Genomic DNA, 22,739 nt, shown 5'->3' with positions numbered 1-22,739 from the left:
CCCGGTCAGGCGATCGAGTGGTAGATCTGCCAGCCCCCGCCGATCAGGGTGCGGGTGGCGTACGGCGTGGTCGCGCTGCCGGTGCCCCGGTAGAACCAGAGGGCGCCGGACTTGTCCCGGGCGATCAGATCGCCCTTGCCGTCGGCGTTCAGATCGCTCGGACCCACCAGCGTGTCGTACGTCTGCCAGCCCGTGCCGACCCGGACCCGGGTGGCGTACGGGGCGGTCGCGCTGCCGCTGCCCTTGTACAGCCACAGGGTGCCGGAGGGCTCCCGGGCCAGCAGGTCCGCCTTGCCGTCACCGGTCGCGTCACCGACGCTGACCAGACGGTCGTAGACCTGCCAGCCGCCGCCTATCCGGGTGCGCGCGGCGAAGGCCGCCGCCGGGTTGCCGGTGCCCTTGTAGAGCCACAGCGCCCCCGACTTCTCGCGGGCGATCAGATCCGCCTTGCCGTCCCCGGTCACATCGCGGACGCCGAGCAGCCGGTCGTACGCGTTCCAGCCGGTGCCCACCTTCAGGCGCGGCCTGTACGGCGCGGACGCGTTGCCGCTGCCCTGGTAGTACCAGAGCGTCCCGTTGCCCTCGCGGGCCACCAGGTCGCCGACCCCGTCCGCGCGCAGCGCCGTCATCGGCGACACCGTGTCGTAGCCGCCCCAGCCGGAGCCGACCCGGTAGCGGGTCAGGAACGGGGCGGTGGCGCTGCCGCTGCCCTGGTACTGCCACAGCACGCCCGAGGCGTCCCGGGCGATCACGTCGTAGCGGTTCGACCCGGACACCGGGGCGACCCCGGCGACCTCCTCGACCTCGGACGCCTTCACCCAGGCGAGCCGGTGGTTGTAGCGGATCGGCAGATAGCTCGTCGCGCCCACCACGTTCTTCTGCGCGGAGCCGAACCAGTCGTCGCCGGGCACGGCCGGACCGGCCTTCGGGTACGCCTGCCCGGCGGGCAGCGCGTACTTCGAGAGGTAGTCGGGGTCGTCGGTCGGCGCGGTCAGCCCGGCCGCCGTGTAGGCCGCCTTCTCCGGGAACGCCCGGCCGTAGACCTTCACGGTCACCCCGGCCTTGGCCCGTACCTGCGTCGGCGTCTTGGTCACCGGCGCCGTGTACTGGCCGCCCGGGTTGACGAACCACGCCTTCTTGCCGCCGTACCAGACCGCCGTCCAGTCGGCGCGCGCCTCGGCGACCACATAGGTGCCGCCCGCGCGGACCTTGTTCGCCCAGTTCGAGCCCTCGGTGGAGAGCGAGCTGAAGTACGGGTCGGTCAGCGTCGCGGACGACGTCGACGGCTCCGTGTAGAGGTAGCCGAAGTTCGCCGGACGCGCCCCGACGGCCGTGCCGCCGTTGTAGGTGAGCTTGGGCTGGTTGGCCGTGGTGAACGGCGGCACCACCTTCACCAGCTGCCCGGCCCGCAGCGGGCCGCCGGCCCCGCGGTCACCGGTCGGCGCGCCCATCAGGCCCATGAAGTGGTTCCAGTCCCAGTACGGGCCCGGGTCCCAGTGGGTCTGGCTCGCGTAGCCGTTCAGCTGCACCGGCACCTCGTCGTGGCCGATGACGTGCTCGCGGTCCAGCGGGACGCCGTACTTCCCGGCCAGGAACTTCACCAGGGCCGCGGTCGACTCGTATTGGGGCTCGGTGTACCAGGAGCCCTCCTTGATCGCGTAGCCCTCGTGCTCCACGCCGATCGCGTGCATGTTGAGCGACCAGTTGCCCGCGTGCCAGGCCAGGTCCTTGTTCTGCACCATCTGGGTGACCAGGCCGTCCGAGGCCCTCACCAGATAGTGGGCACTCGCCTTCACGGCCGGGTTGGTCAGGGTGTCGAGCGAACCCTGGTAGCCGCCCTCGGTGTCATGGATGACGATCTGCCGGATCGCGACCCCGCCGGCCGTGCCGCGGTTGGCGGTCGTGTAGTTCCGCTCGCCGCCCGCCCCCGTCCTCGACGGCACGAAGTTGCAGCTCAGACCGGCCGGGCACTCGGGCGACAGGGAGGCGGTGCTCGCGAAGCTCGCCGCCAGCGGCAGCTGCGCGGGCTTCTCCGGCGTCACCCCGGGGTCGGCCGGGAGCACCACCTGCTCGCCGTCGGCGGTCAGCGCCCGCTCACCGGTCCTGATCGAGTCGAAGACCCGGCGGGCGAACAGCTCGGCGCCCTTGCGGTCCGGGGCCTGGCTGTAGCGGGCCACCGCCGGGTACCAGGCACCCGGGTCGTCCGGCAGCGTCTCGCCGGTCGCCTCGCGCTGGTACGCGGCGAGCAGCGCCGCACCGGCCCGCACGCTCTCGGCCGGGTCGTCCTTCAGCTTCTCGGCCGGGGTCCCGGTCAGCTCGGCGGCCTTGTCCAGGGTGTGCAGCCGCGGGTCGTCGGTGTCGACGGTCTCCTTCGGCAGCAGCTTCAGGACCCGGGCGGGCTGGAAGGTCCGCTCGATCTCCGGGCGGCCGCTCTCGTTGAGGTGCGCGAGCCGCTCCTTGTCGTCCGGCTGCTCGACGTCACGGTCGTCGACCTTCGTCAGACCCATGACGTTGTACGCGCCGGTGGTGCTCGGCTCGCCGTCGTGCGACTCCCAGCGGGTCTGCCGGTACGCGACCGCCATCAGCACGCTCTGCGGCACGTCGTACGCGCGCGAGGCGTCGGCGAACGCCGACTGCAGCGACACGTCGGCGCCGTTCTTCGGGTCCGCCGTGCCGAACACGCCCGGCGCGGCGACCGCCAGGGTGCCGAGGGTGGCGACCGCGACGACGCCCCCGATCGTTCCGTACAGAAGTCTGCTCTTCTTGCGGTCCCTGCGGTGTCCGCGTTTCACACCCACCCCTTGGTCCTCTCTCATCGCAAGCGCCGGAACGTACCAGCGGCGATCAACGAACAGGTCCACGGAAGGTGTCGGGCGGATGTCCGAGGTGTGCGCCCGTGTCTCACCGACTGGGCATGCGGACGAGACGGGGCGACGACCCCGTAGGGTGGGGGCGTGACCGTGAACGCTGATACCCACGCCGTCGCCCAGGCGACCTGGCGAGACCTGCCCGCGGCGCAGCAGCCCGAGTACCCCGATGCCGAGGCTCTGCGCGATGTGATCGCGGACCTCGAGTCGTATCCCCCGCTCGTCTTCGCCGGCGAGTGCGACCAGCTGCGCGCCCGGATGGGAGCCGTCGCCCGTGGCGAGGCGTTCCTGCTCCAGGGCGGCGACTGCGCCGAGGCCTTCGACGCCGTCTCCGCCGACCACATCCGGGCCAAGCTGAAGACGCTGCTCCAGATGAGCGCCGTCCTCACCTACGCGGCCTCTGTGCCGGTGGTGAAGGTCGGCCGCATCGCCGGCCAGTACTCCAAGCCCCGCTCCAAGGGCACCGAGACCCGCGACGGCGTCACCCTGCCGACCTACCGCGGCGACTCGGTCAACGGCTTCGCCTTCGACGAGAAGTCCCGGATCCCGGACCCCGAGCGCCTCAAGCGGATGTACCACGCCTCCGCCTCCACCCTGAACCTGGTCCGCGCCTTCACCACCGGTGGCTACGCGGACCTGCGCCAGGTGCACGCCTGGAACCAGGACTTCGTGCGCTCCTCGCCCTCCGGACAGCGCTACGAGCAGCTGGCCCGCGAGATCGACAACGCGCTGAACTTCATGAAGGCGTGCGGCACCGACCCGGCCGAGTTCCGCGCGGTCGAGTTCTACGCCTCGCACGAGGCGCTGCTGCTCGACTACGAGGGCGCGCTGACCCGTACCGACTCGCGCACCGGCAAGCTCTACGACACCTCCGGCCACATGGTCTGGGTCGGCGAGCGCACCCGGCAGCTCGACCACGCCCACATCGAGTTCGCGGCCCGGATCGCGAACCCGATCGGCATCAAGCTGGGCCCGACCACCACCCCGGAGGAGGCGCTCACCTACATCGAGCGTCTGGACCCGGACCGCGAGCCCGGCCGGCTGACCTTCATCGTCCGGATGGGCGCCGACAAGGTCCGCGACAAGCTCCCCGAGCTGGTCGAGAAGGTCACCGCCTCCGGCGCCACCGTCGCCTGGGTGACCGACCCGATGCACGGCAACACGTTCGAGGCGGCCTCGGGCCACAAGACCCGCCGCTTCGACGACGTGCTCGACGAGGTCAAGGGCTTCTTCGAGGTCCACAAGGAGCTCGGCACCCACCCGGGCGGCATTCACGTCGAGCTCACCGGTGACGACGTCACCGAGTGCGTGGGCGGCGGCGACGAGATCTTCGTCGACGACCTGCACCAGCGCTACGAGACGGCCTGCGACCCGCGGCTCAACCGCAGCCAGTCGCTGGACCTGGCGTTCCTCGTGGCCGAGATGTACCGCGATCAGTAAGTGGCTTCCTACGACGATGGGGCGCGGATCCTTGTGATCCGCGCCCCATCGTCGTAGAGAAGGCTTTTGCGCTCCCGGGCCGCCGGGTAAGGTTAGGTTAGCCTTATCGATCTCGGCGGGAGGTGAACCGCGTGTACGTCTGTTCTTGTTTCGCAGTCACGGAGAAGCAGGTCAAGGAGCACGCGGCGAACGGCGCCTGCACGCCCCGCCAGATAGCGTCCGCCTGCAAGGCCGGAACCGACTGCGGCGGCTGTGTCCGGCGCATTCAGGCCATTCTCGGCCGCGGCAACTGCCCCCGCCGGGAACTGCTCGACCAGGGCAAGCCCGCCCTGACCGCCGAGGTGCCGGAGCCCGACGGCCTCGTGGAGTTCGAGCCCGGCACCGAGCTGGAGCTCGGCGAGGCCGCGTAGCACCCCGCCGGCCGGGATCCGCCGGTCGCCCGGCCGGGCCCTCGGCCCGCTCGTCAGCTGGGCTGCTCGATGAGGGTGGAGCAGTACAGCGCCTCACCCAGCTGCTCGATCAGCTCCAGCTGGGTGTCGAGGTAGTCGATGTGGTGCTCCTCGTCGGCGAGGATCTCCTCGAACAGGTTCGCCGAGGTGATGTCCCCCTTGGCCCGCATGACCTCGATCCCGCGCCGCAGCCGGTCGATCGCCTCGACCTCGACCTGCCGGTCGGCCTCGAACATCTCCTTGACCGTCTGCCCGACCCGGACGTGGAAGAGCCGCTGGTAGTTGGGCAGGCCGTCGAGCATCAGAATGCGCTCGGTCAGCTTGTCCGCGTGCTTCATCTCGTCGATGGACTCTTCGCGGGTGTACTTGGCGAGCTTGGTCCAGCCCTTGTTGTCCTGGATGCGGTAGTGCAGCCAGTACTGGTTGATCGCCGTCAGCTCACCGGTGAGCTGCTCGTTGAGGAACTCGAGGACCTCGGGGTCGCCCTGCATCGCTTCAGGATCCTTCCAACGCATGTCGGTGCCGCCACTGGGCAGGATGGCCGCATCCTTTCAGCACGAAAGGGTGGCGTCCAGTAAGTGCAGGCTTACTGACAGTTGTCCCAAACGTCAGAATATCCCCGGGTTGTCGGCGCATGGCTGGTCATGACCATCCCTCGTGGTCTGTCACCATGGAGAACATGGGTCAGCCGGAGGGTGGAGCACGCCAGGAGGCAGGAGTGGCGGTCTCGTCGGAACTGCCGCCGGGCCAGCGGCTCCAGCGCGGCTGGCCGGTGACCCACTACGGCCCGGTGCCCCGTTTCAAGCCCGAGCGCTGGGAGTTCCGGATCTTCGGCGCGACCGCCGACGGCGACAAGCGCTGCTGGAACCACGAGGAGTTCTCGGCGCTGCCGTTCGCCACCGTCGTGGCCGATCTGCACTGTGTGACGAAGTTCAGCATGATCGGCGCCGAATGGGGCGGGGTCCCCGCCCGTACGCTCCTGGAGCTGGCGCCGCCCGCGCCCGAGGTGACCCATGTGATGGTCTGGGCCGAGTACGGCTACAGCGCCAACATGCGCCTCGACGACTTCGCCTCCGAGCGGAGCATCTTCGCCACCCACAAGGACGGCGAGCTGCTGACCGCCGAGCACGGCTTCCCGCTGCGGCTCGTGGTGCCGCACCTCTACGCCTGGAAGGGGCCCAAGTGGGTCCGCGGGGTGGAGTACATGGCCGCCGACCGGCGTGGCTTCTGGGAGGAGCGCGGCTACCACAACCTCGGTGACCCGTGGTCGGAGCAGCGGTACTCGTACCAGGAGGAGCCGGGCGACGGCCCCGAGCTCTAGGACCTCAAGGGGTCAGTGGAACTGGTGGACGACGGCGTGGCCCTTGCCGCGGCCGATCATCCACTTGTTGACCGGGGTGGTCACCACGAACGCGACGGCGAGCGAGATCGCCAGCACGATCCAGAACAGCGGCTGGTCGAGGTGGGCGTCCATGGTGCCCGGCCAGAGCGCGATCACGCCGTTGTCGATGAGCTCCATGACGGCGATGGACAGGGTGTCGGCGGCCAGCGCGATCTTGAACGCGGTGGAGAAGTCGACCCCGGCCTTCAGGATGCCGCGCAGGGTGAGCGCGTAGCCGAAGAAGAACGCCAGGACGATCGCCAGGACCATGGTCGGCACATTGCCCCAGCCCAGCCAGGTGCCGATGATCATGCCGAGCACCTCGCCGATGGCGCAGCCGGTGAGGCAGTGCAGGGTCGCCCGGGCGGCCATGGCCCAGGAGGCGGGACCGTGGGAGTGGGCCGCGTGACCGTGGTGCTCGTGACCCTCGTGGCCGTGGCTCTCGTGGGTCTGGTGACCCTGGTGGTTCTCGGGTGCTGCGTGGCCCTCGTGGTGGGCGTGCTGCTCGTGGTGCTCGTGCTGCATGGGTGCCCCCTGGTTCGGGTAGCGGTTCCTTCCACCTCGGGAACCGTATACCCCCCTAGGGTATTCCCTAACGCGAGAGCGGGCCACGCAGTTTCTTCAGCAGCTCCACATCCGCCTTGTGCCCCTGGTCGCCGCCGGGCGTCTCGATGATCAACGGTAGGCCGTCCGTCGCCGGATGGCTCAGCAGCCTGCGGAAGCCGTCCTCGCCGATGTGGCCGACGCCGATGTTCGCGTGCCGGTCCTTCCTCGCGCCCACCACGTCCTTCGAGTCGTTGGCGTGGATCAGCTTCAGCCGCCCCTCGCCGATCACCGACACCAGCTGGTCCAGCGTCTGACCGGCCCCGTACGGGCCGGTCAGGTCGTGGCCCGCCGCGAAGATGTGACAGGTGTCCAGGCAGACGCCCAGCTTCGGATGCCGGTCCAGGGCGTCGAAGTACGGGCCGAAGTCCTCCGCGCGCGAGCAGAGCGAGAAGCCCTGCCCGGCCGTCGACTCGATCAGCACATCCGGGTCGTCCGGGTGGGTCAGCTCGTCGAGCAGCGGCAGCAGCAGCTCCCTGACCTGCGCCAAAGCCTCCGCGCGCGGCCGTCCGCCGGTCGCCGAACCGGTGTGCACCACCACACCCCCGGCGCCGATCGCGCGGGCCCGGCGCAGCGAGTGCCGCATCGACTCCACCGACTTCTCCGCGGTGGCCTCGGTGTGCGAGCCGAAGTTGATCAGGTACGGGGCGTGCACCCAGGCCGACAGGCCCGCGTCGGCGCAGCCCGCCCGGAACAGCTCGTCCTGCTCGGGGTTGCCGGCCGGGGTCGCCCAGCCGCGCGGATTGGCCACGAAGACCTGCACCGCCTCGGCGCCGAGCTCCCGGGCGTACCCGAGTCCGACGGTGGCGAGACCGCCGGCCACGGGGACGTGACCGCCGACGGGGTTGCGCATATGAGCCCTACAGTCCCTTGATCGTGATGGTCACGGTGGAGCCCTCGGCGGCCGTCGCGCCGCCGTCCACCGACTGTCCGGAGACGGTGTCGCCGAGGAACGGGAAGGTCTTCTCGACCTTCACCTCGAAGCCCGCCGACTCCAGCTCGTCCTTCGCCTCGTCCGTCTTCTTGCCGACGACGTCCGGGACCTCGACCATGCGCGGCCCCTTCGACACCGTCAGGGTGACCGTGTCGCCCTTCGCGGCGCGGCTGCCCTCGGCGAGCGACTGGGCGGCGACCGCGTCGGCGTCCTCCGGCGAGTGGATCCGCTCCGGCGCGACCGTCACCTTCAGACCGGCGTCCTGGAGCTCGGCCGTCGCCTCCGCCACCGACTGGCCCCGGACGTCCGGCACCTCGATCGGCTCGCCCTTGCTGACGGTGAGCGCCACCGCCGAGTCGGGGGCGCGCTCGGTGCCCGGCTCCGGGTCGGAGCGGACCACCTCGCCCTGGGCGACCGTGGTGTCGAACGCGTAGGTGATCACCCCGGGGGCGAGTCCCTCGTCCGTCAGGGTCTTCTTCGCCTCGGCGAGCGGCACCCCCTTGAGGTTCGGCACCTTCACGATCTCCGGGCCCCGGGACAGCGTGAGGGTCACCGCGCTGTTGCCGCGGATCCGCTCGCCGGGCCCCGGGTCGACGGCCATCACAGTGCCGCGCTCGTACACGTCGCTGAACGCGCGCTCGGTGGTGCCCACGTCGATCCCGGCGTCGGCGAGCCGCTTGGTGGCCTGCTCCTCGGTCTGGCCGAGGACCGCCGGGACCCGGGTGAACTGGCCGGAATTGATGTACCAGACGCCGGTGCCCACGCCGAGCGCGAGCAGCACGGCGACGACGATCAGGAGCGGGCCGCGCGACAGCGGGAAGCGGCCGGTGCGCCGGGCCGCCCTCCCGGGGCCGCCCGGCGGGGCCGGTTCGGGCGCCGGGAGCAGGCTGGTGTGCTCCACCGGCAGCGGCTGGACCCGCGGGATCACCGAGGTCCGGTCCTCCGCCCCGGCCCCGGCACCCGTCGTGGCCGCGGGCTCGTCGTGGGCGAGCGCCCGCGGTGGTACGGCGTCGAGCTGGGCGTCGTCGAGGGCCGCGCGGGCCGCCCGGGTCCGCGCCAGCAGCGCGACGGCGTCGTACGGCCGGACGTCGGGGTTGCGGGCCGTGGCGCTCGCCACCAGCTCGTCGAGGTCCAGGGCGAGCCCGGGGAAGGCGGCGGACGGCGCCGGTACGTCGGTGTTGAGGTGCTGGTAGAGCACCTGGGCGGGGGTGTCGCCGGAGTGCGATTTGGCGCCGGTCAGCATCTCGTACAGGACCACCCCGCACGCGTACACATCGGCGCGGGTGTCGGCGGTGCCGTGCTCGATCTGCTCCGGCGCCAGGTAGGAGACGGTGCCGAGCACCGCGCCGGTCGTGTCGGTGGCCGAGCCGACCGCCCTGACCAGGCCGAAGTCGGCGACCTTCACCCGGCCGTCGTCCCCTATCAGGACGTTCTCCGGCTTCATGTCGCGGTGCACGAACCCGGCCCGGTGGGCCGCGCCGAGCGCCGCGAGCACCGGCTCCAGGATGTCGAGCGCGGCCCGGGGCCGCAGCGCGCCCCGCTCGCGCAGCACGTCGCGCAGGGTGCACCCGGCGACGTACTCCATCGCCAGGTACACGTACGCGCCCTCGGCGCCCTGGTCGAAGACGCCGACCACATTGGGGTGGGCGAGCCGGGCGACGGACTTCGCCTCGCGCATGAACCGCTCCACGAAGGCCGCGTCCGTGGCGAGGTCCGGGTGCATCACCTTGAGCGCGAGCACCCGGTCGAGCCGGGTGTCCACGGCCCGGTAGACCGTGGCCATCCCGCCGACGGCGATGCGCGCGTCGACGCGGTAGCGGCCGTCGAGCAGCCGCCCGACGAGGGGGTCCTGAAGGGTCGTGTCCACGGCGACGAGTCTACGAGCCGTGGCACGGCCTCCTTTCCCGTCGCCGGGGACTGCAGCGCGGTTGTGACCGACGCCGCTCCGGGGGAGCCCGGCACCCTTGGGGCGGGGTCAGAACGCCGGGCGCTCCGGGTCGAGCCGGGCCAGGCCCTCGGCCGGGGACGACGCCTCGGCGAAGTGGCGGCGCGGGATCCGGCCGGCCCGGTGGGCGAGCCTGCCCGCCTCGACCGCGTGCCGCATCGCCTCGGCCATCAGGACCGGCTCCTGCGCCCGGGTCACCGCGGACGCCAGCATCACCGCCGCGCAGCCCAACTCCATCGCGAGGGCCGCGTCCGACGCGGTCCCGGCGCCCGCGTCCAGGATCACCGGGACCCCGGCCCGCTCGGTGATCAGCTGGAAGTTGTGCGGGTTGCGGATGCCGAGCCCGGAGCCGATGGGGGAGCCGAGCGGCATGATCGCCGCGCAGCCGACGTCCTCCAGCTTCCGGGCGAGCACCGGGTCGTCGTTGGTGTACGGCAGCACCACGAAGCCGTCGTCGACCAGGGTCTCGGCCGCGTCGAGCAGCTCCACGCCGTCCGGCAGCAGGGTCCGCTCGTCCGCGATGACCTCCAGCTTGATCCAGTCGGTGCCGAGTGCCTCACGGGCGAGCCGGGCGGTGAGCACCGCCTCGCCCGCGGTGAAGCAGCCCGCGGTGTTGGGCAGCACCTGGATGCCGAGCCGGGTGAGCACGGACAGCACCGAGCCCCGCACCCCGGGGTCCAGGCGCCGCATGGCGACGGTGGTCAGCTCGGTGCCGCTGGCGACCAGGGCGCGTTCCAGGGTGTCGAGGCTCGGGGCACCGCCGGTGCCCATGATCAGCCGGGACGAGAACTCCCGGCCGCCGAGCGTGAACAGGTCGTCGGACATCGCGGTCAGCCTCCCTGCACGGCGGTCAGGACCTCGACCCGGTCGCCGTCGCCGAGCCGGGTGGTGGCCCAGCGGCCGCGCGGGACGACCGTCTCGTTGACGGCGGCGGCGACCCCGGAGGGCGCGGCGGTGAGGGTGGCGACGAGGGCGTCGAGCAGGACCGGGCCGGTCAGGACCCGGGCCTCGCCGTTCACGGACACGGTCACGGAGTCGGTCACGGAGGCGTTCGAGGAGTCGTTCACGGGCGTGGTCACGCGTGCTCCAGGTGTGCGGTGGGGTGGGTGGTGGCGGCCGCGGTCACGGGCTTGGGCGGCGCGGTGGCGAAGCGGCGGGCGGTGAAGGGGCGGGCCTCGTCCGGCAGCGCCCCGGTGGTCAGCGCCTCGGCCATCACGTCGCCGGTGACCGGGGTGAGCAGCACCCCGTTGCGGTAGTGGCCGGTGGCGAGCTGGAGCCCCGGCAGCGCGGTCGGGCCGAGCAGCGGCGCGTTGTCGGGCGAGCCGGGACGCAGCCCGGCCCGGGTCTCGGTGAGCGGCAGCTCGGTGATGCCCGGCACCAGCTCATGGGCGTCGCGCAGCAGCTCGTACACCCCGCCCGCGGTCACCGTGGTGTCCCAGCCGAGCTCCTCGCTGGTGGCGCCGACGACCAGTTCGCCGTCGGCGCGCGGCACCAGGTAGACCTGGCTGCCACGGACCACCGCGCGCACCGTGCGGGACAGGAACGGCGCGTACGCGGGCGGCACCCGCAGCCGCAGGACCTGGCCCTTCACCGGGCGGACCGGCGGCAGCACCTCGGGCGGCACGCCGTCGAGCCGCCCGCTGAGACTGCCCGCGGCCAGCACCACCTGGGCGGCGGTGAGCACGGTGCCGTCGCCGAGGACCGCGCCGGTGGCCCGGTCCCGTACCACCGTGAGGCGGGCGGCGAGGGCGCGGTGGAACACCACCCCGGCCCGCTCGCAGGCGGTGACCAGCGCGTCGGCGAGCCGCCGCGGGTCGACCTGGTGGTCGCCGTCGACCCGCAGCCCGCCCCGGACGCCCGGGGCCAGCATCGGCTCCAGACGGCGGCAGTCCCGGCCGCCCAGCCATTCCGAGGTCAGCCCGCAGCGGGTCTGCAGGGCGTGCAGCTCGCGCAGATGGGCCCGGTCGTCGGCGTCGAGCGCCACCGCGAGGGTGCCGCAGGCGCGGTAGCCGACGTCCTGGCCGGTGGCCGCCGTCAGCTCCGCGACGAAGTCGGGATAGCGGCGGGCGGAGGCGAGGTTGAGCCCGAGCAGGGTCTCCTCGCCGTAGTGGAGTTCGGTGACGGCGGCGAGCATGCCCGCCGCCACCCGGGCGGCGCCGCCGCCCGGCGCCGGATCGGCGAGCGCGACCCGCAGCCCGCGCTGCGCCGCCCGCCAGGCGGTCACCAGACCGATGATGCCGCCCCCGATGACGAGGACGTCGGCCGTGTGCGGCCCACCGCTGGGGTGGGATGAGTCGGAGGTACGCGACATGGGCGTCCAGCCCCTCCCTTCGCCGGCATGACCCGGATCAGGTTCGTACGGTCGGAGGCCGGCCAGCCTCCCTCTCAGCCCGGTGCGTCCGGGCTCCCGCGAGTGCTCTACGGCCGCCAGACTAGCCCGTGCCCCCGCGCCGGTCACAGGGCGCACCCCCTGCCCCGGTCCCGTCCTGGGCCTGTCCCGGCCCCGCCCCGATATTCCTGACGGATCGTCAGATGCGTAAGGTGGACGGGTGAACGAGCAGACGAGGGCAGAGGAAGCGGCCGGAGCGCGGGCCGAGGACGCGAGCGGACCGAGCGGTCCCGCCGGACCCGGGGTGGTGATCGTCGGCGCCGGAATGGCCGGCGTCCAGACCGCCGTCGCCCTGCGCGACCAGGGCTTCACCGGGCCCGTCACCCTCATCGGCGCCGAACCCCACCAGCCCTACGACCGGCCGCCGCTCTCCAAGGCGATCCTCCTCGGCAAGGCCGAGGACTCCGCCTTCGACGTCGACTTCGCCGCCCTCGGCATCGAACTGCGGCTCGGCGTCGAGGTCACCGGACTGCGCGCCGCCGACCACCAGATCGACACCGAGGCCGGACCCGTCCCGTACGACACCCTCGTCGTCGCCACCGGCGCCCACCCGGTCACCCTGCCCGGCGCCGACGGCGTCCCCGGCACCCACCTGCTGCGCACCCTGGACGACGCCGTCCGGCTCGCCCCGGTCCTGGAGAGCGGGCACGCCGTCGTGGTGGTCGGCGCGGGCTGGATCGGCGCCGAGTTCGCCACCGCCGCCCGCGCCGCGGGCTGCGCCGTCACCGTCGTCGAGGCCGCCGACCGGCCGCTCGCCGGGGCGTTGCCCGCCGAGGTCACCGCACCGATGGCCGCCTGGTACGCCGAGAGCGGCGCCGAACTCCGGCTGCACGCGCGCGTGGAGCGCGTCGAGCCGGGACGGGTCGTCGTCAGCGACGCCGCCGACCCCGCCGCCGCCACCGAGGAACTGCCAGCCGACGCCGTCGTCGTCGGCATCGGCGCCCGCCCCGCCACCGGCTGGCTCGCGGACTCCGGCGCCGCCCTCGACCCGAGCGGCGCCCTCACCGCCGACGACCGGCTGCGCACCTCGCTGCCCGACGTGTACGCGGTCGGCGACTGCGCCTCCTTCCCCTCCGCCCGCTACGGCACCCGGCTGCTCGTGCACCACTGGGACAACGCCCTCCAGGGCCCCCGCACGGTCGCCGCCGACATCCTGGGCGCGGCCCACCAGCCGTACGACCCGGTGCCCTACTTCTGGTCCGAGCAGTTCGGCCGCTTCGTCCAGTACGCCGGACACCACGCCGCCGCCGACACCCTGCTGTGGCGCGGCGACCCGGCCGAACCGTCCTGGTCCGTGCTGTGGCTGCGCGCGGACGTGCCGGTCGCCCTGCTGGCCGTCGGCCGCCCGCGCGACCTCGCCCAGGGCCGCAGGCTCATCGAGCAGCGCACCCCGGTCGACCCGGCCAGGGCCGCGGACCCCTCCGTACCCCTGAAGGCAGCAGTCCGGTAGGGCCCGACTACCGGCTGTCAGTCCGGGATGGCACGCTTGTCCTGTGACCGAGATTGACGCAAAGACCGATGCACTCGTCCCCGCCTGGCTCTTCCTCCCCGACATCGCCGAAATGATGGACGTGGAGGTGACGCGCGTGCGGCAGCTGGTCAAGGAGGGCCAGCTCATCGCCGTCCGACGCGGCGAGCGGAGCGTGCTCCAGGTGCCGGCCGCCTTCATCCAGAGCGGCAAGGTGGTCAAGGGCCTCGTCGGCACCCTGACCCTGCTGCGGGACGACGGCTTCAGCGACGAAGAGATGCTGGAGTGGCTGTTCACTCCGGACCCGACCCTGCCCGGCACCCCCGTGCAGGCCCTCGGCGAGAATCGCGGCACGGAGGTGAAGCGCCGCGCCCAGGCGCTCGCCGTCTGACCCCTGACCCCAGGGGCGGACAACCGCAGCGAAGACACCACCAGCGGGCGTCGGCGCGCCGCCGGACGGGACCCCCGTCCGGTGGTGCCCGGCGCCCGGCACCACCCGAGGGGGGATCCGCATGTCCACGGTCCGTGAGCGCCTTGCCGACGCCAGGCTCTATCTGTGCACCGACGCCCGCAAGCGCCAGGGCGACCTGCCCGCCTTCCTCGACGCCGTGCTCTCCTCCGGCGTCGACATCGTCCAGCTCCGCGACAAGGGCATGGAGGCCGGTGAGGAGCTGGACCACCTCGCCGTGTTCGCCGACGCCTGCCGTCGCCACGGCACCCTGCTCGCGGTCAACGACCGGGCCGACGTCGGCCACGCCATCGGCGCCGACGTGCTCCACCTCGGCCAGGGCGACCTGCCGGTGCCCGCCGCCCGCGCGATCCTCGGCGACGAGCCGCTGATCGGACGCTCCTGCCACGCCGAGGACGAGGTGGCCGCGGCCGCCGCCGAGCCCGGCGTCGACTACTTCTGCACCGGCCCCTGCTGGCCCACCCCCACCAAGCCCGGCCGGTACGCCCCCGGCCTCGACCTGGTGCGGTACGCGGCCGGCCTGGCCCAGGACCGCCCCTGGTTCGCCATCGGCGGCATCGACGAGACCAACCTGGACGAGGTGCTCGACGCGGGCGCCCGCCGGATCGTCGTGGTCCGCGCCCTCACCGAGGCCGCCGACCCGGCCGCCGCCGCCGCGTCCCTGGCCAAGCGGGTCCGCGAGCGCGCCACCACCGGCTGAGCCGGGGCAGGGGACCGGGGGGCCTGGGGTCGGTGACCCCGGGGACCGGGGGCCGCCGTCCCGATGTCCGGAAAAGGTGTCCACAACGCGGACTCGGCTTCACCCGTCCCCGGACCCCGTCTAACCTGCCGGTATGGCCCTTGGTACCGCTTCCGTCCGCTCGGACCGCGCTCGCACGGTCCGCGACATCCTCGCCTCCGGTGGCACCTCGTACTCCTTCGAGTTCTTCGCCCCCCGGACCGAGAAGAGCGAGCAGAGCCTCTGGAACGCGATGCGCCGGATCGAGGCGGTCGCGCCGAGCTTCGTCTCCGTGACGTACGGCGCGGGCGGCTCCACCCGCGGTGGCACGGTGAAGGCCACCCAGAAGATCGCCTCCGACACCACCCTCACCCCGGTCGCCCACCTCACGGCCGTCGACCACTCCATCGCCGAGCTGCGCAACATCCTCGGCAAGTACGCCGACGTCGGCATCCGCAACATGCTCGCCGTGCGCGGCGACCCGCCGGGCGACCCGCTCGGCGAGTGGGTCCCCCATCCGGAGGGCGTCCACTACGCGGCCGACCTCGTGCGGCTGATCAAGGAATCCGGCGACTTCTGCGTGGGCGTCGCCGCGTTCCCCGAGATGCACCCGCGCTCCGCCGACTGGGACACCGACGTCCGCCACTTCGTGGACAAGTGCCGGGCCGGTGCCGACTACGCGATCACCCAGATGTTCTTCGACCCCGAGGCGTATCTGCGGCTGCGCGACAGCGTGCAGAAGGCGGGCTGCGAGACCCCGATCATCCCCGAGGTCATGCCCGTGATCAGCGCCAAGACCCTCGACCGGCTGCCGATGCTGAGCAACGCCGTCTTTCCTGACAATGTGAAAGAGCGGATCCACGCGGTCAAGGACGATCCGGCCGCTGTACGCTCCATTGGCATCGACTTCGCGACGGAGTTCTGCGCGCGGCTGCTTTCCGAGGGTGTCCCCGGACTGCACTTCATCACGCTGAACAACTCCAGGGCGACGCTCGAGATCTACGAGAATCTCGGACTGCACCAGCAGTCCTGACCGGCCCTACCCGCCCCGACCCGCGGCGGAGGCCGCAGGAGAGGGGCGGGCATGTGGTGGACGGTCCTCTACATCGCGTTCGGTGTCGTGGCGTTGTGGCTCCTCGGTGAGGTGCTTCTGCAGTACAAGGCGCGGCTGCGCTGGCGGCTGCTCGCCTTCAGCGGTTTCCTCGGGGTGGTCATCGGGGTCCTGATGCCCTCGGTGGTCGTGATCGTGATCGGCGCGGTCACGTTCGCGGTCGGCCAGACCTATGTGACGCTCTCCTTCCGGCGCGGCTTCTCCACCGGCTGGGCGATCGGCGGGCGCCCCGGCGCCAGCCGCCGCCGCAGGGGCGGCGGCGCGGCGGACCCGGCGAAGGCCGGGCCCACCCTGGAGGTCAGCGACCTGTCGTACGAGCCGGAGGACGGCGACGTCGACGCCCACCCCGGCAGTCACGCGGACGGCCACCCGGAGCACGGCGGCCACGGTCCCGGCGCGGCCGGCAACGCCGTGTACGAGCCGGAGCCGATGCCGGAGGACACCGGCCAGTACGGCGTGTACGGCTACGAGCAGCAGCCGCAGCACCAGGGCCACCAGGACCAGCACCCGGAACAGCAGCCGTACGCCGACCCGTACGCCACCGGCTACGACCACCAGCACGCCGCGGCCTACGACTACGGCACCGGCGGCCAGCCCAGCTACGCGGCCTACTCCGACCCGTACATCGGCCAGCAGTACGGCGACAACCAGCACTACGACGCCTATCCGCAGCAGCAGCCGTACGCCGACCCGTACGCCCCGTCGTACACCTACGACACCCCGCCCGGCGGCGTCTGGGTGCCGCAGCAGCGCGACACCGAGCAGCCCTACCAGGACCAGCACGGCCAGTCGGGCCAGCAGGGCCAGTACGGCTACGGCGAGGACCAGCAGCAGTACCGCTACTAGGAGTCGTCCGGCGCCGGACGGGGCCGCCCGGCGGCCGTCTACTGCGAGCCGCGGAAGTCCGCGCCCTCCACGATCAGTCCGGCGACCAGGGCGCCCGACATCCCGGCGTGCGCCAGCCCGCCGCCCGGGTGCGACCAGCCGCCGGTGAAGTACAGGCCGGGCAGCGGCGACACGTTCGGCGCGGGCAGCCAGCGGCCGCCCGCGCCGCCCAGCGCGGGCGCCGGGACCTCGGCCGCGCCCGTCTCCAGGAGGGTGTCGTCCGGGGTGCGCAGCTCCTGCCAGAGCAGCCGCTCGCGAAGGCCCGGTATCACCGCCTCGGCCCGCTCCAGCATCCGCCCGGCGAACGCGGTCCAGTCCGGCAGGATCTCCGTGGTGGCCGTCACCGTCACCGACTCGTGGGCCGCGTCAGGACGCAGCTCCGGGTCGTCGGGCCGCAGCACCGTCACCATCGGCAGCCCGTCGGCGGCGTGCGCCACCGTCCGGTGCACCGCGCCGGACTCGCGGGCGCCGCGCAGCGCCAGACAGAGCGTCACCCGGCCGGTGCCGGGCCGCTGGTGGCGCGGCCACTCGTCCTGCCGCTCCCGGCCGACGATCCGCTCCAGGTAGAGCATCGGCACCGGCGCGCCCGCGACCACGTGGTCGGCGGTCACCCGGGTGCCGCCCGCGAGGGCCAGACCGGCCGCCCGGCCGCCCTCCACCAGGACGTCGGTGACCTCGGTGTCGAAGACGAACTCGACCCGCCGCTGCAGGCACCGCTCGTACACCGCATCGGCGAGCGCCCGGATGCCGCCGCCCACGTACCAGCTGCCGAAGGTCTGCTCCAGGTACGGCAGGACGGCGGCCGAAGCGGGGGCGGTGGCCGGGTCGACGCCGTAGCTCCACGCGTAGCCGTCGAGCAGCGCGGCGAGCCGCGGGTCGGCCAGCTCACGGGCGCCGACCTGGGCGAGCGTGGTGGTCGGACGGCGCAGCAGGCCCGCCTTCAGGGCCGGGTACGGGTCCTTGGCGAGCGGGGCCGGGTCGGCGGGCTGCGGCTCCTCCAGGAGCGGGCGACGGGTGCGGTCCCACGCCTCGCGGGCCCGGGTCAGGAAGTCGCCCCAGCGCGCCCCCGCGCCCGCGCCGAGCGCCGCGTCGAGGGCGGCGACGGTGCCGGCCCGGGAGGCGTTGGGCAGGTCGACGGTGGTGCCGTCGGCGAACAGATGGCGGCTCGCCGGATCGACCTGGGTGAGCCGCACGCACTCCTCAAGAGGCTGCTTGCCGGTCTTCACGAACAGGTCCCGGTAGACCGCGGGCAGATGCAGCAGGCCGGGCCCGGTGTCGAAACCGAAGCCGTCGCGCGCATAGCGGCGCACCCCGCCGCCGTACGTGCTCCCGCTCTCGTACACCGTCACCCGGTGGCCCGCCACGGCGAGCCGCGCGCCGGCCGCCATGGCGCCGAGACCCGCGCCGATCACCACAATCCGTGCCATGCCAGGGACCCTACCGGCCGCCACCGACAACGCCCCGGGAGGCCACCGGACCGGTCAGCCCGACGGTGGCCGGCCCGCCGCCCCGGCGATCCGCTTCTCCTCCCGGCGCTGCGCCCGGCGGCGCCAGAACCGCCGGATCCGGTGGGCGAGGAACGCCAGTATCACCAGGCCGAGGACGAGCAGCGTGGCGGCGATGCTCGCCGCCGCCACCGGATGGAACATGGCGAAGCTGACGAGCCCGGCGACGCCCAGGTCCTCCGCCGTGGACACGGCGATGTTGGAGAACGGCTCGGGCGAGGTGTTGATCGCCATCCGGGTGCCGGCCTTGACGAAGTGGCTCAGCAGCGCGGTCGACCCGCCGACCGCGCCCGCCGCCAGCTCCGGCAGCGAACCGGACTGCCCGGCGAGCAGCGCCGCCACCACCGCGCCGCTGACCGGCCGGATCACCGTGTGGACGGAGTCCCACACCGAGTCGACGTACGGGATCTTGTCCGCCACCGCCTCGCACAGGAACAGCACGCCCGCGGCGATCAGGACGTCGGGCCGTTGCAGCGCCTCGGGCACCTCGTCGGTGAGCCCGGTGGCGCCGAAGACGCCGAGCAGCAGGACCACCGCGTACGCGTTGATCCCGCTCGCCCAGCCGCTCGTGAAGACCAGGGGGAGTACGGACACGTCCGCGATCGTAACCAGCTCTGAGTATCCGTACCTAGGCGACGAGATGAGTAGGGATGCGGATGGGCCGTGACCTGCGCGGAAGGGAGAGTGGAGCACACGGAAGGGGCGCGGCTCCGACACCGCGGACACGGGGCCGCGGAGCGGGGCCGCGCACCGGCCGGCACGGGGGAGACAACGGGGGAACACGGGGGAATCACGGGGGAGGCCGCTCTTCGGGGGTGCGCGCACGCGTGCACGGGGGAGAGGCATGAAGGACGCCGTTCCGGCGAGGCTCGGGGGGATCGAGCTTCGACGGGACGGCGTCCTTCGTCGTTCTGCTTCGTTGTCCTTCTGCCCTTCCGCCCGGGCGCGTCGCGTCGCGCGGCTAGCGGCCGCCGACCCGCCCGTGCAGCAGCCGGGACAGCGCCGCGTGGACGTCGTCCAGGGAGCGCTCGCTCTGGAACGCCTGCCAGTCGAGCGCGGCGACCAGCACCATCCCGACCAGCGCCGCCGCCGTGAGCTGGACGTCGATCTCCTCGTTCAGCTCGCCCGCCGCGACACCCTCCCGCAGCACGTTCTCGACGACCGCGACGGCCTCCTGACGGACCACCAGGAGGGTGGAGTTCCAGGCCCGTCCGGTGCGCCAGAGCTCGGCCACGTACAGCTGGGTGAAGGCCGGGTAGCGGTCGATGAAGACCAGGCCCGCCCGGATCATCGCGTCAAGGGCCTCGACCCGGCTGCCGCCGCGTCCCGCCGTCTCCTCGGCGGCCTCCTTCAGGGAGGCCGTCAGGAGCGAGACGCCGTGCCGCAGCAGCTCCTCGAAGAGCTCGGTCTTGCTCTTGAAGTTGTAGTAGACCGTGCCCTTGGCGACCCCCGCCCGCTCGGCGATCTCGTCGACCGTGGTCGCCGAGAAGCCCTGCTCGGCGATCAGGGTGACGGCCGCCTCGTACAGCTTGGCGCGGGTCGCCTGGCGTCTGGTGCTGCTGCTGTCCATGGCTCGATTCTCACAGAGACAGTTCGGGGTGGAGCCGGTCGAGCGTCCACACCTGCTTCTGACGGGCGGAGAGCGCGGTCAGCGCGAGCGCGCCCACCGTGAACGCGGTGAGGACGGCGACCGCCTGCCACACCGGTCCGATGCCGCCGCCGGTGATGAGCCGCCGCAGCGCCTCGACCACGTACGTCATCGGCAGGTAGGGGTGGATGGCGTTGAAGAAGCCGGGGCTGGTCTGCACCGGGTAGGTGCCGCCGGCCGAGGTCAGCTGGAGCATCAGGACCGCGAGCACCAGGATCCGGCCCGCCGCGCCGAAGCGGGCGTTCAGCCACTGGATGATGGCGGCGAAGCAACAGGTCACCAGGGCGAGGAAGCCCACCGTCCCGGCGGCCCTGGTCATCTGCAGGCCGAGTCCCCAGTGCAGCACCGACATCAGTGCCGCCACTTGAAGGACACCGATCGCGGCGACCGGCAGCCAGCCCGCGAGCGCGATCCGCCAGGCCGAGGCACCGGCGGCCAGCGCGCGCCGGTTCAGCGGCTGGATGATCATGTACGCCACCATCGCGCCGACCCAGAGGGACAGCGGGATGAAGTACGGGGCGAAGCCGGTGCCGTAGTTGGGCGCCTTGTGCATCGACTGGGCGGCCAGCTTGACCGGATCGGCCATCACCTCGGTGCGGCGGTCCCGGTCCTCCTTGTCGTAGTCCGGGATCTTCTTGACGCCGTCGCTCAGCCCGGTGGCGAGTTCGCCCGAGCCGTCGGCCAGCTTGAACAGACCGCCGTCGAGCTCGCCCGCGCCCTTCTTGAGCTTGCCGACACCGGTGTCCAGCCCGGCCGAGCCGCTGCGGGCGCTGGTCAGGCCGGTGTGCAGCCGGTCGGCGCCCTGGGCGACCTGGTGGGCGCCCGTGTTGAGCTGGTTGATCTTCTTGATGGCGCCCTCGACGTCCTCGTCGAGGCGCGGCGCGCGCCGGGCGAGCTCGTCGGCGTCCTTCTTGAGCGTGGCGAGCCGGGCGTCCAGGGTCTTCAGGTCGCCCTTGTTGTCCTTGGTCAGCTCGTGCAGGTCATCGGCGATCGTGGCCACGTCGTCCGCCGTGACCGACGCCTCCTTGAGCGCGGCGCACTCCTGGGCGTCCGGCGCCGGGAGGGCGGTGCAGCGCTTCTTGTACAGCTCGGCGAGCTTGTCGTCGGCGAGGTGGGCGGCCTGCCGGGCGACCGGCGCGCGGCGCACCAGGTCGTCCAGGTTGTGCCGGACGGCGGTCGCCGAATCGGACACCAGCTTGGCGGTGTCCCGGATCGACTTGCCGTTGTCGGCGAGGAACGGCCGGACCTTCTCGGCGGTGCCGTTCACCTTGTCGGCGAGCCGCTGGGTGCCGTCGGCGACCTTGCGGGAGCCCGCCTCCAGGTCCTTGGCGCCCTTGTCGAGCTTCTTGATGCCCGAGGCCAGCTCGCCGCTGCCCTGCTTGGCGTCCTTCAGGCCGTCGGCCAGGCTCTTGGAGCCCGACTTGGCCTTGTCGACGCCGTCCTTCAGGTCGCCCGCGCCCTTGGCCGCCTCGGCGGTGGCGTCGTGCAGCCCGGAGAAGGAGATGAAGATCTTGTCGAGGAAGGTGCGGGAGGACTTGGTGGAGGCGGCGGTGCGCACCTCGGAGAACACCGTGCGGGAGATCTGGCCGACGATGTAGTTGTTGGCGTCGTTCGTGCGGACCTTCAGGGCGCCGGTCTCGGGGGAGGCGCCGGAGCTGGAGGCGATCCGCTCGCTGAAGTCGGTGGGCATGGTCAGGGACAGGTAGTACGTGCCGTCCTCGACGCCCGCGCGGGCCTGCTCGTCACTGACCTCGTGCCAGTCGAACACCGCGCTCTCGCGCAGGTTCTCGGTGATGTCGGCGCCCGCGGTGATCTTCTTGCCCTCGGCGGTGGCGCCCTTGTCCTCGTTCACCAGGGCGACGGGGATCTTGTCGAGCCTGCTGTACGGGTCCCAGAACGACCACAGGTACAGCGCGCCGTAGAGCAGCGGCAGGAGCAGGATCGCGACCAGTGCGGCGCGCGGCAGCTTCCCCCTGCCGAACCGCCTCAGCTCAAGCGCGGCCAGCCTCGGCGAACGCATCGGCCTCCCCCTTCTCGGTCGTGTTCTCGGTCGTGTCGTTCGTGACGGTGGTGCCGTCCGTGACCGTGGTGCCGTCCGTGACGGTGCCGTCCGTGCCGGTCGCGGCTGCCGCCGAGTCCTCGGCGGTCGTGCGGCCGGTGCGGGCCTGGGCCGTGGAGACCCGCTGGACGTCGGCCGGTGCCTCGCTGCACACCGCGAGCACGGTGGTCCCGGCGGCGGCGATCGACCGGAGCAGGGCCCACGCCTCGGCGCGGTCCGCGTCGGACAGCTTCAAGTCGGCGTCGTCCAGGGCGATCAGCCGGGGCCGTCCGATCAGGGCGAGGGCGAGCGAGAGCCGCAGCGCCTCCAGGCGCTCCAGGTCCCGCACGGCGGTCCGGTCGCCCTTGGGCAGCGTGCCGACGTCGAGTCCGGCGCCCGCCAGGGCCTCGTCGATCCGGGCCCGGGCGGCCGCCCGGCGCTCGCCCGGCGGCCGCAACAGGGCCTTGACGGCGCCGTCGTAGCGGCGCTGGAGCAGGGCCCGCTCGCGCAGGTGCTCGGCGACGGTCAGCGCCGGGTCGAGATCGCTGACGCCCGGCACCGGGCCGAGCGCGCTGATCCGGCGTACGGCGGCCATCTTCCGGGGCAGCTTGAGCCCGGCGACCTTGGCGTGGCCCTCGTGGGTCTTCATCCGCCCGGTGAGGGCGAGCAGCAGACAGGTGCGGCCGGTGCCGGACGGGCCCTCGATCGCCACCAGGGATCCGGCCGCGGCCGAGAAGCCGATGTCGCGGAACGCCCAGCCGCGCGGGCCCTTCAGGCCGAATCCGTCCGCGACGACGGCGGCGCCGTGCGGCTGGTCCGGGTTCGCGTCCACGATCCCCCCTCGATTTGGAACGTCTCTTCGGCAGTCCCGGCCGTCTTTTGAACTGAC

The 22,739-nt window shown here is 72.7% G+C and carries 21 protein-coding genes and 1 riboswitch; of the genes, 8 read left to right on the top strand and 13 right to left on the bottom strand.

Features of this window, described 5'->3' with window-relative positions; translation table 11 throughout:
• Window positions 1–5: 5 nt before the first annotated feature.
• Window positions 6–2,792 carry an N-acetylmuramoyl-L-alanine amidase gene (locus ACIPXM_RS10720; protein ID WP_401654223.1) on the bottom strand — a complete coding sequence of 929 codons (2,787 nt, stop codon included), beginning with the start codon at window positions 2,790–2,792 and terminating at the stop codon, window positions 6–8.
• A 162-nt stretch (window positions 2,793–2,954) separates the two neighbouring features.
• On the opposite strand from ACIPXM_RS10720, the gene ACIPXM_RS10715 reads away from it, so the two are divergent.
• Entirely contained in the window at window positions 2,955–4,307 is a 1,353-nt protein-coding gene (locus tag ACIPXM_RS10715; protein ID WP_401654221.1) for a class II 3-deoxy-7-phosphoheptulonate synthase, read from the top strand.
• 122 nt (window positions 4,308–4,429) lie between these two features.
• Window positions 4,430–4,717, top strand: a complete 288-nt coding sequence (locus ACIPXM_RS10710; protein WP_401654219.1) for a bacterioferritin-associated ferredoxin — start codon at window positions 4,430–4,432, stop codon at window positions 4,715–4,717.
• Window positions 4,718–4,770: 53 nt separating this feature from the next.
• On the opposite strand, the gene bfr is transcribed toward ACIPXM_RS10710, so the two are convergent.
• Window positions 4,771–5,247 carry a bacterioferritin gene (gene bfr / locus ACIPXM_RS10705; protein ID WP_401654216.1) on the bottom strand — a complete coding sequence of 159 codons (477 nt, stop codon included), beginning with the start codon at window positions 5,245–5,247 and terminating at the stop codon, window positions 4,771–4,773.
• Between the two features lie 188 nt (window positions 5,248–5,435).
• Between bfr and ACIPXM_RS10700 the strand changes: the two genes are divergently transcribed.
• Complete coding sequence (locus ACIPXM_RS10700) at window positions 5,436–6,077, top strand: sulfite oxidase-like oxidoreductase (RefSeq protein ID WP_401654214.1); 642 nt, start codon at window positions 5,436–5,438, stop codon at window positions 6,075–6,077.
• Window positions 6,078–6,089: 12 nt separating this feature from the next.
• Here the strand turns inward: ACIPXM_RS10700 and ACIPXM_RS10695 are convergent, their stop codons facing one another.
• From ACIPXM_RS10695 to thiO, 6 genes are all read right to left on the bottom strand, one after another.
• Window positions 6,090–6,662: a DUF4396 domain-containing protein gene (locus ACIPXM_RS10695; RefSeq protein ID WP_401654212.1), complete on the bottom strand. Its 573-nt coding sequence runs from the start codon at window positions 6,660–6,662 to the stop codon at window positions 6,090–6,092.
• A 67-nt stretch (window positions 6,663–6,729) separates the two neighbouring features.
• A complete protein-coding gene (locus ACIPXM_RS10690) occupies window positions 6,730–7,593 on the bottom strand; it encodes a deoxyribonuclease IV (RefSeq protein ID WP_401654210.1) in 864 nt (287 codons plus the stop codon).
• 7 nt (window positions 7,594–7,600) lie between these two features.
• Window positions 7,601–9,541 carry a Stk1 family PASTA domain-containing Ser/Thr kinase gene (gene pknB / locus ACIPXM_RS10685; RefSeq protein ID WP_401654208.1) on the bottom strand — a complete coding sequence of 647 codons (1,941 nt, stop codon included), beginning with the start codon at window positions 9,539–9,541 and terminating at the stop codon, window positions 7,601–7,603.
• Between the two features lie 108 nt (window positions 9,542–9,649).
• Window positions 9,650–10,444, bottom strand: a complete 795-nt coding sequence (locus ACIPXM_RS10680) for a thiazole synthase (protein ID WP_401654206.1) — start codon at window positions 10,442–10,444, stop codon at window positions 9,650–9,652.
• A 5-nt stretch (window positions 10,445–10,449) separates the two neighbouring features.
• On the bottom strand, window positions 10,450–10,698 hold the full coding sequence (gene thiS / locus ACIPXM_RS10675; protein WP_401654204.1) for a sulfur carrier protein ThiS: 249 nt from the start codon (window positions 10,696–10,698) through the stop codon (window positions 10,450–10,452).
• Window positions 10,695–11,930: a glycine oxidase ThiO gene (thiO, locus tag ACIPXM_RS10670; RefSeq protein WP_401654202.1), complete on the bottom strand. Its 1,236-nt coding sequence runs from the start codon at window positions 11,928–11,930 to the stop codon at window positions 10,695–10,697. The genes thiS and thiO overlap by 4 nt, the downstream gene beginning before the upstream one ends.
• Window positions 11,928–12,040: riboswitch (TPP riboswitch) on the bottom strand. Its footprint overlaps the gene before it by 3 nt.
• A gap of 212 nt (window positions 12,041–12,252) precedes the next feature.
• Between thiO and ACIPXM_RS10665 the strand changes: the two genes are divergently transcribed.
• The 5 genes from ACIPXM_RS10665 to ACIPXM_RS10645 all read left to right on the top strand — a co-directional run bounded on the left by ACIPXM_RS10665 (window position 12,253) and on the right by ACIPXM_RS10645 (window position 16,620).
• Window positions 12,253–13,458: an NAD(P)/FAD-dependent oxidoreductase gene (locus tag ACIPXM_RS10665; protein ID WP_401654792.1), complete on the top strand. Its 1,206-nt coding sequence runs from the start codon at window positions 12,253–12,255 to the stop codon at window positions 13,456–13,458.
• A 43-nt stretch (window positions 13,459–13,501) separates the two neighbouring features.
• Window positions 13,502–13,867 carry an Rv2175c family DNA-binding protein gene (locus ACIPXM_RS10660; RefSeq protein WP_401654200.1) on the top strand — a complete coding sequence of 122 codons (366 nt, stop codon included), beginning with the start codon at window positions 13,502–13,504 and terminating at the stop codon, window positions 13,865–13,867.
• Window positions 13,868–13,988: 121 nt separating this feature from the next.
• Window positions 13,989–14,645 (top strand): thiamine phosphate synthase, encoded by a 657-nt coding sequence (thiE, locus tag ACIPXM_RS10655; protein ID WP_401654197.1) that lies wholly within the window; start codon window positions 13,989–13,991, stop codon window positions 14,643–14,645.
• Between the two features lie 133 nt (window positions 14,646–14,778).
• Window positions 14,779–15,696 (top strand): methylenetetrahydrofolate reductase [NAD(P)H], encoded by a 918-nt coding sequence (gene metF / locus ACIPXM_RS10650; protein ID WP_401654195.1) that lies wholly within the window; start codon window positions 14,779–14,781, stop codon window positions 15,694–15,696.
• 51 nt (window positions 15,697–15,747) lie between these two features.
• Complete coding sequence (locus ACIPXM_RS10645) at window positions 15,748–16,620, top strand: hypothetical protein (protein WP_401654193.1); 873 nt, start codon at window positions 15,748–15,750, stop codon at window positions 16,618–16,620.
• Between the two features lie 38 nt (window positions 16,621–16,658).
• On the opposite strand, the gene ACIPXM_RS10640 is transcribed toward ACIPXM_RS10645, so the two are convergent.
• The 5 genes from ACIPXM_RS10640 to ACIPXM_RS10620 all read right to left on the bottom strand — a co-directional run bounded on the left by ACIPXM_RS10640 (window position 16,659) and on the right by ACIPXM_RS10620 (window position 22,682).
• Window positions 16,659–18,086, bottom strand: coding sequence for a phytoene desaturase family protein (locus ACIPXM_RS10640; RefSeq protein ID WP_401654191.1), 1,428 nt, complete (start codon window positions 18,084–18,086; stop codon window positions 16,659–16,661).
• A gap of 54 nt (window positions 18,087–18,140) precedes the next feature.
• Window positions 18,141–18,758, bottom strand: a complete 618-nt coding sequence (locus ACIPXM_RS10635) for a DUF4126 domain-containing protein (RefSeq protein WP_401654189.1) — start codon at window positions 18,756–18,758, stop codon at window positions 18,141–18,143.
• 367 nt (window positions 18,759–19,125) lie between these two features.
• Window positions 19,126–19,734, bottom strand: coding sequence for a TetR/AcrR family transcriptional regulator (locus ACIPXM_RS10630; protein ID WP_401654187.1), 609 nt, complete (start codon window positions 19,732–19,734; stop codon window positions 19,126–19,128).
• Between the two features lie 10 nt (window positions 19,735–19,744).
• Entirely contained in the window at window positions 19,745–21,832 is a 2,088-nt protein-coding gene (locus ACIPXM_RS10625; RefSeq protein WP_401654185.1) for a YhgE/Pip family protein, read from the bottom strand.
• Window positions 21,804–22,682 (bottom strand): ATP-binding cassette domain-containing protein, encoded by an 879-nt coding sequence (locus ACIPXM_RS10620; RefSeq protein ID WP_401654183.1) that lies wholly within the window; start codon window positions 22,680–22,682, stop codon window positions 21,804–21,806. The genes ACIPXM_RS10625 and ACIPXM_RS10620 overlap by 29 nt, the downstream gene beginning before the upstream one ends.
• Between the last annotated feature and the right edge of the window lie 57 nt (window positions 22,683–22,739).

The organism is Streptomyces sp. NPDC090025 (genome assembly GCF_044748125.1).
Taxonomy (GTDB): domain Bacteria; phylum Actinomycetota; class Actinomycetes; order Streptomycetales; family Streptomycetaceae; genus Streptomyces.
This window is presented reverse-complemented; position numbering and strand designations above follow the sequence as displayed.

Excerpts from the sequence above, each read along its gene's own strand:
- ACIPXM_RS10690 (WP_401654210.1), bottom strand. The coding sequence starts at position 7,593 with ATGCGCAACCCCGTCGGCGGTCACGTCCCCGTGGCCGGCGGTCTCGCC.
- ACIPXM_RS10700 (WP_401654214.1), top strand. The coding sequence starts at position 5,436 with ATGGGTCAGCCGGAGGGTGGAGCACGCCAGGAGGCAGGAGTGGCGGTC.
- ACIPXM_RS10625 (WP_401654185.1), bottom strand. The coding sequence starts at position 21,832 with ATGCGTTCGCCGAGGCTGGCCGCGCTTGAGCTGAGGCGGTTCGGCAGG.
- ACIPXM_RS10695 (WP_401654212.1), bottom strand. The coding sequence starts at position 6,662 with ATGCAGCACGAGCACCACGAGCAGCACGCCCACCACGAGGGCCACGCA.
- ACIPXM_RS10680 (WP_401654206.1), bottom strand. The coding sequence starts at position 10,444 with ATGTCCGACGACCTGTTCACGCTCGGCGGCCGGGAGTTCTCGTCCCGG.
- ACIPXM_RS10630 (WP_401654187.1), bottom strand. The coding sequence starts at position 19,734 with ATGGACAGCAGCAGCACCAGACGCCAGGCGACCCGCGCCAAGCTGTAC.
- thiE (WP_401654197.1), top strand. The coding sequence starts at position 13,989 with ATGTCCACGGTCCGTGAGCGCCTTGCCGACGCCAGGCTCTATCTGTGC.
- thiO (WP_401654202.1), bottom strand. The coding sequence starts at position 11,930 with ATGTCGCGTACCTCCGACTCATCCCACCCCAGCGGTGGGCCGCACACG.
- bfr (WP_401654216.1), bottom strand. The coding sequence starts at position 5,247 with ATGCAGGGCGACCCCGAGGTCCTCGAGTTCCTCAACGAGCAGCTCACC.
- ACIPXM_RS10640 (WP_401654191.1), bottom strand. The coding sequence starts at position 18,086 with ATGGCACGGATTGTGGTGATCGGCGCGGGTCTCGGCGCCATGGCGGCC.
- metF (WP_401654195.1), top strand. The coding sequence starts at position 14,779 with ATGGCCCTTGGTACCGCTTCCGTCCGCTCGGACCGCGCTCGCACGGTC.
- ACIPXM_RS10645 (WP_401654193.1), top strand. The coding sequence starts at position 15,748 with ATGTGGTGGACGGTCCTCTACATCGCGTTCGGTGTCGTGGCGTTGTGG.